The organism is Spirillospora sp. NPDC052242, assembly GCF_040679555.1.
Lineage (GTDB): Bacteria > Actinomycetota > Actinomycetes > Streptosporangiales > Streptosporangiaceae > Spirillospora.
This window is the reverse complement of the sequence record NZ_JBFAUZ010000017.1, coordinates 71,897-85,258: the sequence shown is the minus strand read 5'-3', so window position 1 is coordinate 85,258 and position 13,362 is coordinate 71,897. Positions and strand designations below refer to the sequence as shown.

Genomic DNA, 13,362 nt, shown 5'->3' with positions numbered 1-13,362 from the left:
ACTCTTTTGTAACGATTCGGGGGTAAATCACGCGTAAGGGGCGGTTGAGTTTCGGGCAGCGCGTCGAACGTCACACTCCCGCCGGCGGTCCGCCGGATCAGCCCGGCGAGATGAAACCCGTCTCGTAGGCGAAGATGACCGCCTGCGTGCGGTCGCGGGCCTGCAGCTTCGCGAGGACGTTCCCGACGTGCGTCTTCACCGTCTGCGGGCTCACGAACAGCTCCGCCGCGATCTCGGCGTTCGACCGTCCCTTCGCCATCAGCCGCAGGACGTCCGACTCCCGCTCGGTGAGCCGGTCGTGCCAGCGCGCGCCGCCCGGCCCGCCGCCGCGGGACGCGCCGTGCTCGGCGGCCAGCGCGCGGATCGCGGCCGGGAACAGCAGGGTGTCGCCGTGCACCACCATCCGGATCGCCTGCAGGATCTCCTCCGGGCGCGTCCGCTTGAGCAGGAACCCGTGGGCGCCCGCCTTGAGCGCGTCGTAGACGTACTCGTCGTTCTCGAACGTGGTGACGACGATGATCCGCGGCGGCTCGGGCATCGTCGACAGCAGATGCCGGGTCGCCTGGATGCCGTCGAGCTCGGGCATCCGCACGTCCATCAGGACGACGTCGGGCCGCAGCCGCGACACCGCGCCCGGCACCTCGGACCCGTCGGACGCCTCCCCGACCACGGTCAGGTCCTCTTCGGCGTCGATGATGGCGGCGAGCCCGGCCCGGATCAGCCGCTCGTCGTCGACCAGCAGCACCTTGATCGTCATGTCCCGGACCTTAGCGGCAGTGACACCCGGAAGCACCAGCGTTCGCCGTCCGGGCCCGCGCTCATCTCGCCGCGCAGCACGGTGACGCGCTCGCGGACGCCGCCGAGGCCGCGGCCGCCGCCGTGGTCGGCGCCGGCGCCGCGCGCCGCGCCGAGGGGGTTGCTCATCTCCATTTCCAGCCGCTCCCCGGCGACGCCGAGGCGCAGCCGCACCGGCACCGTCCCCGCGTGCCGCAGCGCGTTCGTCAGCCCCTCCTGGACGATCCGGTACGCCTCCCGGGACACGGCGGCGGGCACCGCCTCGACCTCCCCGTCGATCCGCGCGTCCAGCGTCACCCCGGCGATCCGCGTCTGCTCCAGCAGCCGTCCGAGATCCTTCAGCGTCGCCTGGGGCGCCGACCGGGACGGGTCCTCGCGCAGCAGCCCGAGGACGTGGTCGAGGTCCTCCAGGGCGGCGCGGGCGGACTCCTCGATCGCCGACAGGGCCTCCCGCGCGAACGCGGGGTCGCTGTCCAGGACGCGGCCCGCCGCGCCCGCCTGCAAGGTCACCACGCTCAGCGCGTGCCCGACCGAGTCGTGCAGCTCCCGCGCCAGCCGGTTCCGCTCGGCGAGCTTCACCGCCCGGGCCTCCATCGCGGCGAGCCGCTCGGCGGCCGACGGGCCGAGGAACAGCGGCGCGAACCGCGACAGCAGCGCGCCCGCCGCGACGATCAGCGCGAGCAGGGCGACCATCGCCGCCAGGCCGATCAGCGGCCCCGGCCACTGCGGCCGGTCCCCGCTCCAGCCCCAGGCGTCGAGGAACTGCTCGTCCCAGGTCACGACGGGCGCGAGGACCGCCACGAAGGCGAACGGGGGGACCACCAGGCTCAGCCCGCTGATCACCACGCCGACCGCCAGGTGCAGCGTGAACCAGGCCGCCGTGCGGGCCCGGCTCTCCCACGAGCGGGCCGGGCCGGGCTCGAGGTCCTTCGCCGGTCCCTCGAGCAGTTCCCGGGCCAGGGACGTCTCCAGCATCCGCACCGTCGGGACGAGCCCGGTGACGAGCGTCGCCGCCGTCGGCAGGACGAACAGCGCCAGCACGAAGGTGACGTACGGGTTCCCGACCGGGATCAGGGGGGTGAGCGAGACCGACAGGAACCAATAGGGCATCAGCAGCGCGCCGCCCACCACGAGGTGGGACCAGCGCCGCCAGGTGGTCCGCCGAACCAGCGGACGCAGCACACCGATCACACGTCGATCCTGGCAGAACCCGGTGCGCGGCTCCTCCCCCGTGCGGGGGACCCGCGCCCGCCCGCCGACCCGCGCGGCCGGGCCGGCCGGCCGAGCGGGTCAGGTGTCGCCGCCGCGCTCCCCCGTGAGCCGGTCGCGCTCGGCGAGCTTGGCGAGGCGCGCGTTGTAGGCGGCCAGCTCGTCGTCCTCCGCGGGCACCCCGGCCGCGGCGCCGGCCTTCGCGGCGCGGTCGGCCTTGCGGTCCATCCGGCGGGCCTGCCGCTGGTCGTCGGAGTACCACTGGATCGCCAGGACGAGCAGGACGATGAACGTCGGGATCTCGCCGAACGCCCACGCGATCGCCCCGCCGGTGTGCTGGTCCTGCAGCAGGGTCGTCCCCCACGGCGGGTCCACCGCGTTGTACCAGCCCTCGGCGATCGGCTTGCTCAGGTTCATCAGGGCGAGGCCGAAGAACGCGTGGAACGGCATTGTGACGAACAGCAGCAGCAGCCGTCCCGGGTAGGGCAGCCGCTTGGGCGCCGGGTCCACGCCGAGCAGCACCCAGAAGAACAGGAACCCGGCGAGGAGGAAGTGGACGGTCATCCCGATGTGACCGAGGTGGTTCTGCATCAGCGACTGGAACAGCGGCGTGAAGTACAGCGCGAACGTGCTCGCCACGAAGATGATCGTCGCCGTCGCCGGGTGGGCGATGAACGCCGAGTACCGGCTGTGCAACAGCGCCGTCAGCCACTCGCGCGGGCCCCGGTCGCCGCGGATCTTCGCGGGCTTCAGCGCGCGCAGCGCCAGCGTGATCGGCGCGCCCACGACCAGGAAGATCGGGGTCAGCATGTTCAGCGTCATGTGCTGCGCCATGTGCACGCTGAACAGGATCGACGCGTACCGGGCGACGCCCGTCTGGGTGGCGAGCACGATCGTCAGCACGCCGACCAGCCAGAACGCCGTCCGCCACAGCGGCCAGGAGTCGCCGCGGCGCCGCAGCCGCACCACGCCCGCGAGGTAGACGGCGGCGAGGACCAGGGCCAGGGCGGCGAAGAACAGGTCGAACCACCACAGCGTCGCGAGCCGTCCCGCGGTGATCGGCGGCGGCATCTCGTAGCCGAGCAGGGTCCGGACGGCGCTCTCGGTGCCGGTCGGCGCGGGCGGCGCGGTGCTCGCCAGCGCGACGGCAAGGCCCATCGTGCCCGCCATGACGGCGACCTCGACGCCGGCGAGCCGGGCGAACGCCCGGTTCCGCACGCCGCGCGGCTTGCGCTCGTGCAGCGCGGGCAGCGTCCGCTCCCGGTGCCACCAGCCGAACCAGCCCAGCGCCGCGAACGCGACGATCTTGGCGAGGGCGAGCCGGCCGTAGTTCGTCGTCACCAGCTCGGCGGGGTCGGGCATCCGCGCGACGACGTTCATCATCCCGCTGGCGCCGACGACGATGTAGCACCACAGCGCCATCCGGCTGAACCGCTCGGCCATGACCGGCAGCCGGCCCCGGCGCAGCAGGGCGTGCGCGGCGACGACGGCGAGGCCGCCGACCCACGGCGCGACCGCCGCGACGTGCAGCGCGACGCCGGTCACCGCGATCGCGTGGTTGGCGGAGGACGCCGAGTGCCCGGTGAGCGGCGCGGGCAGCAGCGCGACGCCGGCCATGACCAGCAGCCCGATCGCGGCGGCGGGCGTGGTGGTGGTGCGGGCGAGCAGCGCGACGACGACCGCCAGCAGCACCACGATCATCAGCGCGGTGCCCTGCTCCAGCGACCCGACGTAGCTGCTCAGCTCGCTGCCGGTGAGCAGCTGCCCGACCGGCTGCCCCAGCACGTCCGAGACGGTGAACACCAGCGTGGCGGCCGCGGCGGCGGCCCACCCGGCGGCGAGCCACGACGCGGCCCGCAGGTAGCCGACCGCGTCCTTCGACAGGGTGCCCGTGCCCCCCGCCGCCCCGCCCCGGCGGGTCTCCAGCGGCAGCAGGACGGACGCCGCCAGCAGCGTCCCGATCGTGAGCGAGGACGCCAGGTCCATGACGGTGCGCGAGACCGGCAGCCCCCAGCGGGTGAGGGTCCCGGCGGTGGCGATCCCGGGGATGATCTGCTCGGCGACGGCGCCGCCCGCGACCAGCGCGACGGCGAGCACGCCCATGCCCGCGGCGACGGCGATCGCGGCGGTCCGCACCAGCGCGGGCACGCCGCCGCGCGCGTCCTCCCCGCCGCTCATCGCGGGCCGCCCTTCCCCTGCTCGCGGGTGTGCTTGCGGGTCGCGCGGGACACGATGGCGAGGCCGATGCCGATGCCGATCAGCACGCCGACGCCGATGATCACCCACGTGACGACGCCCGACCCGGAGTCCTCCTTCGCGGCCGCGGGCTCCGCCCGCTCCAGCACGATCGCCTCGGGCGGGTACGCGTTCCGGGCGGCGGCGCCGTCCCCGGCGGCCGCGGTGAACGCGAGGTCGTCGCTCTGCACGGGGTGGCCGTCCTCGCCGACCACCCGGTACGCCACGGTGTAGGTCCCGGCGGGGAGCTCGCCCTTGAGCGGCTGCACCACGGTGCCGCCGGACACCTCCGGGCGTCCGTCCTGGAACGCGGTGCCGTCCTCTCCGCGCACGACGACCTGCGGGGCGGTGACGTCGGTGCCGAACACCAGCCTGACCTCGGTGACGGCGGCCGCCGACGCGCCCCGGCCGGGCGTGCTGTCCACCAGCCGGGTATGGGCGAGCGCGGGACCCGTGGTGAGGACGCCGAGGGCGGCGGCGAGCGCCGTGACCAGGCCGATCCGGGCCGCCGCCGTGCGACGGCGCCGGGGCGTGCGGGGATTGCGGAGCTTCATGGGGTGCCGGGATCTCCAGGAGAGCGACAGGGCTCCGACCACCCTACTTAGGGTCCGCCGCTGCACTCACCTGCCCCGTGCGGAGGCCCGCCGTGGCCCGAGCTCCCGGCGACCCGGGCGGACACGCGTCCGCCTCGGGCTGGAGCAGACCCGCCCGGCGGGGCAATCGCGGTGCGGTGTCCGGGTGACGTACGGTCCGTGCCGCCGTGTCGCGGGAACCTCGCGCGGGTTCAGCAGCCGTCGCAGGGGCAGCAGCAGTCGCACTTGCAGCAATCGGCGCAGCTCCCGTCGCAGGAGCTCCCGTCGCAGTGCCGGGTGCACCAGCACCGGTCGCCGCAGGACCTGCCGTGGTACTTGCTCCATTCCGGCTGGTAGACGCCGCATGTGACGCACACCAGCGTCCCGGTGAAGCACGGGATCGGCAGGCCCGGACGCTCCCGGCGCGGCCCGCCGCCATGGCCGCCGCCCCAGCCGCCACCGCCACCGCCACCGCCACCGCCGCCGTGGCCGCCACCGCCGTGGCCGCCGCCCGGTCCGGCGGGCGCCGGGGGCGGCTGGTGCGGGTACCCGTGCGGATAAGCGTGCTGCGGGTGGCCCTGGTGGGGCGGGTAGGGCGCGCCGCCGTGCGGCGGTCCCCCGGGTGCGGGCGGGTAGGCGGCGAAGACCCGGTCGACCGACCGGCGCACCTCGCGGCCCAGCAGCGCGTTCACGAGGGCGGGCCGCTCCAGGTCGAGCTCGGCGAGCGCGAGCCGCAGCCCGTGCAGGGCGTCCTCGGCGAGGCGGCGCGCCTCGGCAGGGCCGGTGCCGGTGGCCGTGAGCGGGTTGTACGCGCCGGCCGCGACGTCGTCGTCGACGTCCTCGACGGCGTCGATCAGGTGCGCGAGGCGGCCGAAGAAGCGGCCCGCCTCGGCGAGCGGCTCGGCGTTGCCCTCCCGCCCGGCGAGGACGGCCGTGTGCGCGAACACGGCCGCGACGGCGGTCTCCGCCGGCTCGGTGAGCTCGAGCAGCCCGAGTCCGGGCGCGGCCTCCAGCAGCGGCTGCCGCGCGACGGCGTCCCGCAGGACGGACGGGTCGAATCCGACGCCCGCGCCGGTGCGGCCGCCCGCGGCGTCCCACCGGTCGGCCAGCCGGCCCGCGGCGGCCGCGACGGCCCGCCGCGCGTAGGCGCCGTCGCCGTCGGCGACGTGGTCGCGGGTGCGGCCCGCCGCGAGCAGCAGCGACGTCGCCGCGGCGAGCCGCGCGCCCTCCGCGCGGGCCGCGACGACCTCGGCGCGGCGCAGGCCGCGCAGCGCGCACGGCCCGGCCATCCGGCGCGGGGACGCCTCCGGCGCCTGCGCCTCCACCAGGACGGAGACGAGCAGCCCGTCATAGGTAGTGACAAGCCGCGCCGCCTGCCCGTGCCGGGCGCGCAGCGTCAGGCAGAGGCCGCACAGGTGCGCCATCCAGTCCTTGAACAGGGATCCGCACAGCACGTGCCTGCACGGACGAACCACACCGAACAACGATGAACCTCCAGCAACCGGGGGGACCTCCCTGTCCGACGCCCCGGTGATCGGAACGGTTCAACGTGATCGCGGCTATACCCCGGCGCAGGTCAGGGCGCGGCGGTACGCGGCCATCCGGGACTCGTCGGCGGGACCGGTCTCGGCGAGCACCTCGGCGAGGTCGAACCACGCCTGGGCCGCCTCCCGGGACGCCTCCATCTGCTCCAGGCAGGTGGCGGCGCGGGTGAGTGCCTCGGTCGCGCGCTCGCGCCGGCCGAGCTTCAGGCACGCCTCCCCGAGGACGGTCAGCGCCCCCGCGGCCGCGCGGCGCGGGGCGTCCCCGAGCAGGTCCAGGGCCTCCTCGGCGAGCCGCACCGCCTCCGTCGGACGGCCGAGCACGGTCTCGGCGCGGGCGAGCTCGGTCAGGCACCAGGCGACGTCGATCTCCCCCGCGGCGCCGACGCCGCCGTCGCCGCGGACCCGCACCAGCAGGTCGCGGGCGCGGGCAGCCTGGTCCGGACGGGCGCGCAGCAGCAGGCCCGCGTAGCTGACCCGGATCCGGTCGAGGTCGCGGGGGTCCTCGCCGTCCCCGGCCAGCATCAGCGCCCGCTCGGCGAGCTCCACGCCCTCCTCGTAGGCGCCGCGGATCTCCGCGACGTAGGCGGCCTCGCCGTAGGCGAGCATCCGGGCGCGCGGGCTGCCGATCCGCTCGGCGCGCTCGACGAGCTGCTCGGCGAGCTGCCGGGCCCGGACGAGGTCGCCGCGCTCGACGAACGCGGCGAGCAGCGCCGCGCCGAGGTGCACGGCGGCGTCGGTGGCGTCGGCACCGGTCGCGATCAGGTGCCGCAGCGCGCCCTCGGCGGCCTGCACGCCCGCGCCGGCGTCGCCGCGCTCGCGCAGGCAGCGGCTCAGCGCGACGTGCACGCGGGCCCAGTGGTCGAGGTCGTCCTCGGCGGAGACCTCCTCGGCGAGCGCGACGAGCCCGGCGATCGCGTCCTCCAGCTCGCCCGCGGCCTCCAGCGCCAGCGCGTGCCCCCAGCGGGCCTGGTGCAGCATCTCCGGCAGCGCGACGGCGTCGGCGTTGGCCAGCACCTCGGCGTACCGGGCGCGGGCCTCGTCGGCGGCGCCGTTGCGCAGCGCGATCTCGGCGTAGTCGAGGGTGACGCGCAGCTCGTCCACGACGTCCTCGCTGACCCCGCTGACCAGGTACGTCGCCGAGCAGTTCAGCTTCGCCGCGAGCAGCTCGACCACGCTCGGCGCGGGCACCCGCTTGTCGCTCTCGATCAGCGAGATGTAGCTGTCGGACAGTTCGGGGAAGGCGAGCTGCGCCTGGCTGACGCCCTGCCGGATCCGCAGGGCGCGGATGCGCTGCCCGAGTGTCTCGCGATCCATCGTGTGACCACCGCCTACAGGGTTCTCGCCGGCTGCGTCGCGCGCAGGGCGAGGAAGAAGTCGACTCGATCTTCCAGTGTGCCGAGGTCCCGGCCGGTCAGGTCCTCGATTCGCCGGATTCGGTACCGAAGCGTGTTCACATGGACGTGCAACCGCGTCGCCGTCCGGCTCCAGGAGCCCGAACAGGCGAGGAAGACCTCCAGGGTGTGCAGCAGCTCGGCGCGCCGGGCGCTGTCGTACTCCTCGAGGGGTCCGAGCATCCGGTCCCGGAAGGACCAGCGGGTCCGCTCGGAGACCTCCGCCAGCAGCAACGCGTAGGTGTCGGGGTTCACCGTGCCCATCGACTCTGGCATTCGCACCAGGGCAGGCTATAGCGCAGCAAAGCCGTCACGCAGTGCCGTCCCGTTCCGCGTGGCCGGAACTTCACGGCAAAGCCGCCTCCGCTTCGGCGGTGCCGCCGCCCGGCCCGCGCGCGGCGGCGGCTACCCTGTGCTCGCCCTTTTCCGAGATGACGCCGCTGGAGGCTGAGCCCGCGCCATGTCCGATTCCCCTGCCGCAAAGGCCGACGATTCACCGCCCACGGGCGGGCGCGGGCCGCTGGATCGGTTCTTCGACCTCACCGGGCGCGGGACGAGCGTCGCGCGCGAGCTGCGCGGCGGCGTCACCACGTTCTTCGCGATGGCCTACATCATCCTGCTGAACCCGATCATCCTCGGCGGGGCGAAGGACGTCACCGGGGCGACGCTGTCGGTCCCGCAGCTCACCACGATGACCGCGCTGTCGGCGGCCGTCACGACCGTGCTGATGGGCCTGGTCGGCAACGCGCCGCTGGCGCTGGCGGCCGGCCTCGGCATCAACGCCGTCGTGGCGTTCCAGGCCGCGCCGGTGATGACCTGGGAGCAGGCGATGGGCCTGGTGGTCATCGAGGGCGTGATCATCGTGATCCTGGCGCTCACCGGGATCCGCGAGCGGATCATGAACGCGATCCCACTGGCGCTCAAGCACGCGATCGCGGTCGGCATCGGCGCGTTCATCGCGCTGGTCGGCCTGTACGACGCGCACTTCATCAGCTCCAGCGAGACGAGCCCGCCGCTGGCGCTCGGCACCGGCGGGCGGCTGGAGACGTGGCCGACCGTGGTGTTCGGCCTGACGCTGCTGCTGATGATCGTCCTGTACGTCCGGCGGGTGCCCGGCGGCCTCCTGATCAGCATCGTGCTCGGGACGGTCGTCGCGGTGGCCATCGAGGCGAACGCGACGATCGCCGAGGGCGGCTGGGGCGTCGTCACCCCGGACGTGCCGGACGAGCTGTTCGCCATGCCGGACTTCTCGCTGTTCGGGCAGGTCGACGTGTTCGGCGGGTTCGCCGAGGCCGGGATGATCACCGCGCTGGTCGTCCTGTTCACGCTGGTGCTGTCGGGCTTCTTCGACGCGATGGGGACGATCCTCGGCGTCAGCGACGAGGCCGGGCTGGTGTCGGAGCGCGGCGACGTCCCGCGGCTCGGCCGCATCCTGTCGGTGGACGGCGTGTCCGCCGCGTTCGGCGGCGTGACCAGCTCGTCGGCCAACACGGTGTTCGTGGAGTCGGCCGCGGGCGTCGGCGAGGGCGCCCGGACGGGCCTGGCCAACATCGCGACCGGCGCACTGTTCGCCGTCACGCTGTTCCTGACCCCGCTCGCCGCGGTGGTGCCCGCGCAGGCCGCGGCGCCCGCGCTGGTGGTCGTCGGCGCACTGATGATGATGCAGGTCGCCAAGATCGACTGGGACGACCTCGAACTCGTCATCCCGGCGTTCCTGACGATCGTGCTGATGCCGTTCACGTTCTCGATCACCATCGGGATCGGCGGCGGCATGGTCGCCTACGCGGTCATCAAGGTCGCCAAGGGCAAGGCGCGCGAGGTGTCGGTGTGGCTGTGGCCCGTGGTGGTGCTGTTCCTGCTGTTCTTCGCGATCCACCCCATAGAGACCTGGCTGGGCGTCCGCTGACGCCGGAAGGCCGCACCTCTCTGCGCGTTTGAAAGTCTCGCGGCGCGTTCCGGGTGTCAAATGATGCCGACATCGCGTAAGCAGAAGGTAAGGCCTTACCTCCCGGCGTGAAAGTGTGGCTGCCCGTGTCCGCGGACTCACCTTCCGATTCGCCCTCCGGACCGTTCCCGCGCGGTCACGTCCTGCTGGCGCCCGACCGGTTCCCCGGCGCGCTGACGGCGGCGGAGGCGGCGCGGCATCTGGCCGCCGGGCTGCGCCGGGCGCGGCCGGACGTCCCGGTCGTGCTGCTCCCGGTGGCCGACGGCGGCGACGGCACCGTCGACGCGGCCGTCGCGGCGGGCTGGCGGCGGATCGAGGCGGAGGTGTGCGGGCCGGTCGGCCGGCCCGTCGCCGCGGCGCTCGCGCTCGCCGGGGACGTCGCGGTGGTCGAGCTGGCCGAGGCGTCCGGCGTGCGGCGGCTCCCCGGCGGGCGGCCGCGCCCGCTGGCGGCGACCAGCGTCGGGACGGGCCAGCTGATCGGGCACGCGCTGCGGCACGGCGCCCGCCGCATCGTGCTGGGGCTCGGCTCCGCCGCGTGCGTCGACGGCGGCGCCGGGCTGGTGCGGGGGCTCGGCGGGCGGCTGCTCGATTCGGCCGGCCGGGACCTGCCGCCCGGCGGGGCCGCGCTGCGCTCGCTGCACGCCCTCGACCTGCGCGGCCTGCCCGACCTGTCGGGCGTCGAGGTGGTCGCGGCCGGCGATCCGGCGGGCCCGCTGCTGGGCCGCGGCGGCGCGGCGGCCGTGCACGGGACGCGCGGCGGCGCGGGCCGCGACGAGGTCCGGGTGCTCGACGCGGGCCTGCGCCGCTGGGCCGACCTGGCCGAGGCGGCGACCCGCCGGACGGCCCGCGACCTGCCGGGCGCCGGGGCCGGGGGCGGCGCCGGGTTCGCCGCGCTGGCCTTCCTCGGCGCGACGATCGAGCCCGGTCCCGGCGTGCTGCTCGACGTCCTCGGCTTCGCGGAGCGGGCCCGCGACGCGCACCTGGTCGTCACCGGGGAGGGGGTGCTCGACACCCGCTCGCTGCGCGGCGGGGCGCCGATCGGCGTGGCGCGGGCGGCGGCGCGGGCGGGCGTCCCGGTCGTCGCGGTCGCCGGGCGGCGCGGCCTCACCGGCGAGCAGCTCCGCAAGGCCCGCATCCAGGCGGTCTACACGCTCGAGGACCTCGAGCCCGACACCGGGCGCCGCGTCCACCGGGCCGGGCCGCTGCTGGAGCAGCTGACGGTCGCGATCGCCGACGAGTGGCTCCCGCCGGTGCGCCGTCCGGGCGACCGGACGGGCACCTGAGCGGGCACCTGAGCGGGCACCCGAGCGGGCACCCGAGCGGGCGCCGAGCGGGGGCCGCGAGCCTCGCCCGTCCCGGTTTACACCCTGTCATCGAACGCGTCGATGTGCTGCCACGCTGCGCGTGGCGGGGGCGGCCCGCGGGCATGACGCTTGAAAGGTACGGACGTCAGCCCCCACAAGGAGCCTTCCGTGAAGATCGGCGTACCCCGCGAGATCAAGAACCACGAGTACCGCGTGGCCATCACCCCGGCGGGGGTCCACGAGCTCACCCGCCACGGCCACGAGGTGTTCGTCGAACGCGGCGCCGGCCTCGGCTCGGCGATCCCCGACGACGACTACACCGCCGCGGGCGCCAAGATCCTCGACTCGGCCGACGAGGTCTGGGCCGAGGGCGACCTGGTCCTCAAGGTCAAGGAGCCGATCGCGCCCGAGTTCCACCGGATGCGCGAGGGGCAGGTCCTGTTCACGTACCTGCACCTGGCCGCGTCCCGCGAGTGCACCGACGCCCTGCTGTCCGCGGGCGTCACCGCGATCGCCTACGAGACCGTCCAGCTCCCGGACCGCTCGCTGCCGCTGCTCGCCCCGATGTCGGAGGTCGCCGGGCGGCTCGCCCCGCAGGTCGGCGCCTACCACCTGATGGCGTCCAACGGCGGGCGCGGCGTGCTGCCGGGCGGCGTGCCCGGCGTGGCGCCCGCGAAGGTCGTGGTGATCGGCGGCGGGGTGTCCGGGCTGAACGCCGCGCAGATCGCCGTCGGCATGGGCGCGGACGTCACGATCCTCGACGTCGACGTGGACCGGCTCCGCCACATCGACGCGATCTACCAGGGACGGGTGCGGACCCTGGTGTCGAACGCCCTCGCCGTCGAGCAGCAGGCCCGCGCCGCCGACCTGGTGATCGGCGCGGTGCTGATCCCGGGCGCGAAGGCGCCGAAGCTGATCTCCACCGAGCTCGTCGCCGGGATGAAGACCGGGTCGGTGCTCGTCGACATCGCGATCGACCAGGGCGGCTGCTTCGCGGACTCGCGCCCCACCACCCACGACGACCCGGCCTACCGGGTGCACGGCTCGACGTTCTACTGCGTGGCGAACATGCCGGGGTCGGTGCCCAACACCTCCACGTACGCCCTCACCGGCGTGACGCTCCCGTACGCCGTCGCGATCGCCGAGCGGGGCTGGCGCGGCGCGCTGCGCGCCGACGCGGCGCTGGCGCGCGGCCTGAACACGCACGCGGGCGCGATCGTCTACGACCACGTCGCCGAGGCCCACGGGCTGCCGTGGACCCCGCCGTCGTCCGTCCTGGACTAGCGGGTCCCGCGCGCGGCCGCCCGCCGCGTCCCGGTTCCTCCCCCGGCGCGCCCCTCGGCCGGGGGATGCGGGCGGCGGGCGCGCGGTGCCTAGAGTGGGGCGCATGGGGCAACTGATCATCGTGCGGCACGGCGAGACCGAATGGAGCCGCGCCCGCCGGCACACCGGGCGCACCGACCTTCCGCTGACGGAGCGGGGCGAGGAGCAGGCCCGCGCGCTGCGCGCGCCGCTCGCCCGCCGCGAGATCGTCCGCACGCTGGTCAGCCCGGCGGAGCGGGCCCGCCGCACCGCCGAGCTGGCGGGCCTGCCGGTGGACGGCGGGGCGGTCGACGTCGACGCCGACCTGTGGGAGTGGGACTACGGCGGCTACGAGGGGATCACCTCCGCCCGCATCCGGGAGGACCGGCCCGGCTGGTACCTGTGGGAGGACGGGGTGATCCCGGGCGACGCCGACCACCCCGGCGAGTCCATCGAGCAGGTGGGCGCGCGCGCAGACGCCGTGCTGGCGCGGGTGCGTCCGCTCCTGGACGACGGGGACGTCGCGCTCGTCGCGCACGGGCACTACCTCCGCGTCCTGACGGCGCGGTGGCTCGGCCTGGAGCCGGCGCTGGGACGCCTGTTCGCGCTGCAGACCGGAACGCTGTCGGAACTCGGCACCGAGCACGACCGTCCGGTCATCTCGGCCTGGAACATCCCCCCGAACTAGCGCATAACATACCCCTGCGGGGGTGTCTCTCCCCGAGGTGCGAGGCCCCGACCGATTGCGAGGACCGAGATGGCGACCAGCGAGGCTCCCACGCGCGGCTACACCGCCACCAAGGACCAGCTGCAGACCCGGCTCCGCCGGATCGAGGGGCAGGTGCGCGGCATCGAGCGCATGGTCGAGGACGACCGCTACTGCATCGACGTCCTCACCCAGATCAGCGCCGTCCAGGCCGCCCTCGACAAGGTCGCGCTCGGCCTCCTCGACGGCCACGTCCGGCACTGCGTCGCCGAGGGCGCCGAGGAGGGCAAGGGCGACGCGATGTCGACCGAGCTGATGGCCGCCGTCGGCCGCCTGATGCGCCGCGGCTGACCCGCCCG

11 protein-coding genes and 1 pseudogene are annotated in these 13,362 nt (G+C 75.0%); 5 read left to right on the top strand and 7 right to left on the bottom strand.

The window, feature by feature from the left end:
- Positions 1-97 precede the first annotated feature (97 nt).
- The 7 genes and pseudogenes from AB0L25_RS16290 to AB0L25_RS16260 all read right to left on the bottom strand — a co-directional run.
- The gene (locus AB0L25_RS16290) at positions 98-757 is read right to left on the bottom strand and encodes a response regulator transcription factor (protein WP_500172708.1); all 660 of its coding nucleotides are present in this window, start codon (positions 755-757) and stop codon (positions 98-100) included.
- Positions 754-1,986, bottom strand: a complete 1,233-nt coding sequence (locus tag AB0L25_RS16285) for a sensor histidine kinase (RefSeq protein WP_500172706.1) — start codon at positions 1,984-1,986, stop codon at positions 754-756. Before AB0L25_RS16285 ends, AB0L25_RS16290 begins: the two co-directional genes overlap by 4 nt.
- A gap of 99 nt (positions 1,987-2,085) precedes the next feature.
- Complete coding sequence (locus AB0L25_RS16280) at positions 2,086-4,182, bottom strand: bifunctional copper resistance protein CopD/cytochrome c oxidase assembly protein (RefSeq protein WP_500172703.1); 2,097 nt, start codon at positions 4,180-4,182, stop codon at positions 2,086-2,088.
- Positions 4,179-4,793 (bottom strand): copper resistance CopC family protein, encoded by a 615-nt coding sequence (locus AB0L25_RS16275; protein ID WP_500172701.1) that lies wholly within the window; start codon positions 4,791-4,793, stop codon positions 4,179-4,181. Before AB0L25_RS16275 ends, AB0L25_RS16280 begins: the two co-directional genes overlap by 4 nt.
- Before the next feature lie 230 nt (positions 4,794-5,023).
- Complete coding sequence (locus AB0L25_RS16270; RefSeq protein WP_500172839.1) at positions 5,024-6,286, bottom strand: DUF5685 family protein; 1,263 nt, start codon at positions 6,284-6,286, stop codon at positions 5,024-5,026.
- 84 nt (positions 6,287-6,370) lie between these two features.
- The gene (locus AB0L25_RS16265) at positions 6,371-7,669 is read right to left on the bottom strand and encodes a helix-turn-helix domain-containing protein (RefSeq protein ID WP_500172699.1); all 1,299 of its coding nucleotides are present in this window, start codon (positions 7,667-7,669) and stop codon (positions 6,371-6,373) included.
- Between the two features lie 14 nt (positions 7,670-7,683).
- Positions 7,684-7,992, bottom strand: a pseudogene (locus tag AB0L25_RS16260) (PucR family transcriptional regulator); the annotation flags it as partial.
- A 214-nt stretch (positions 7,993-8,206) separates the two neighbouring features.
- On the opposite strand from AB0L25_RS16260, the gene AB0L25_RS16255 reads away from it, so the two are divergent.
- The 5 genes from AB0L25_RS16255 to AB0L25_RS16235 all read left to right on the top strand — a co-directional run bounded on the left by AB0L25_RS16255 (position 8,207) and on the right by AB0L25_RS16235 (position 13,354).
- Complete coding sequence (locus tag AB0L25_RS16255) at positions 8,207-9,652, top strand: NCS2 family permease (RefSeq protein ID WP_500172697.1); 1,446 nt, start codon at positions 8,207-8,209, stop codon at positions 9,650-9,652.
- Between the two features lie 107 nt (positions 9,653-9,759).
- Positions 9,760-10,974, top strand: coding sequence for a glycerate kinase (locus AB0L25_RS16250; protein WP_500172695.1), 1,215 nt, complete (start codon positions 9,760-9,762; stop codon positions 10,972-10,974).
- 189 nt (positions 10,975-11,163) lie between these two features.
- Positions 11,164-12,279, top strand: coding sequence for an alanine dehydrogenase (gene ald, locus AB0L25_RS16245; RefSeq protein WP_500172691.1), 1,116 nt, complete (start codon positions 11,164-11,166; stop codon positions 12,277-12,279).
- 103 nt (positions 12,280-12,382) lie between these two features.
- A complete protein-coding gene (locus AB0L25_RS16240; RefSeq protein WP_500172689.1) occupies positions 12,383-12,985 on the top strand; it encodes a histidine phosphatase family protein in 603 nt (200 codons plus the stop codon).
- Positions 12,986-13,054: 69 nt separating this feature from the next.
- Entirely contained in the window at positions 13,055-13,354 is a 300-nt protein-coding gene (locus AB0L25_RS16235; protein ID WP_500172687.1) for a metal-sensitive transcriptional regulator, read from the top strand.
- The last annotated feature ends 8 nt before the right edge of the window (positions 13,355-13,362 follow it).

What these genes read in the sequence shown, in the direction of transcription:
- AB0L25_RS16280 (WP_500172703.1), bottom strand. Translation starts at nt 4,182, where the DNA reads ATGAGCGGCGGGGAGGACGCGCGCGGCGGCGTGCCCGCGCTGGTGCGG.
- AB0L25_RS16240 (WP_500172689.1), top strand. Translation starts at nt 12,383, where the DNA reads ATGGGGCAACTGATCATCGTGCGGCACGGCGAGACCGAATGGAGCCGC.
- AB0L25_RS16255 (WP_500172697.1), top strand. Translation starts at nt 8,207, where the DNA reads ATGTCCGATTCCCCTGCCGCAAAGGCCGACGATTCACCGCCCACGGGC.
- AB0L25_RS16275 (WP_500172701.1), bottom strand. Translation starts at nt 4,793, where the DNA reads ATGAAGCTCCGCAATCCCCGCACGCCCCGGCGCCGTCGCACGGCGGCG.
- AB0L25_RS16290 (WP_500172708.1), bottom strand. Translation starts at nt 757, where the DNA reads ATGACGATCAAGGTGCTGCTGGTCGACGACGAGCGGCTGATCCGGGCC.
- AB0L25_RS16235 (WP_500172687.1), top strand. Translation starts at nt 13,055, where the DNA reads ATGGCGACCAGCGAGGCTCCCACGCGCGGCTACACCGCCACCAAGGAC.
- AB0L25_RS16265 (WP_500172699.1), bottom strand. Translation starts at nt 7,669, where the DNA reads ATGGATCGCGAGACACTCGGGCAGCGCATCCGCGCCCTGCGGATCCGG.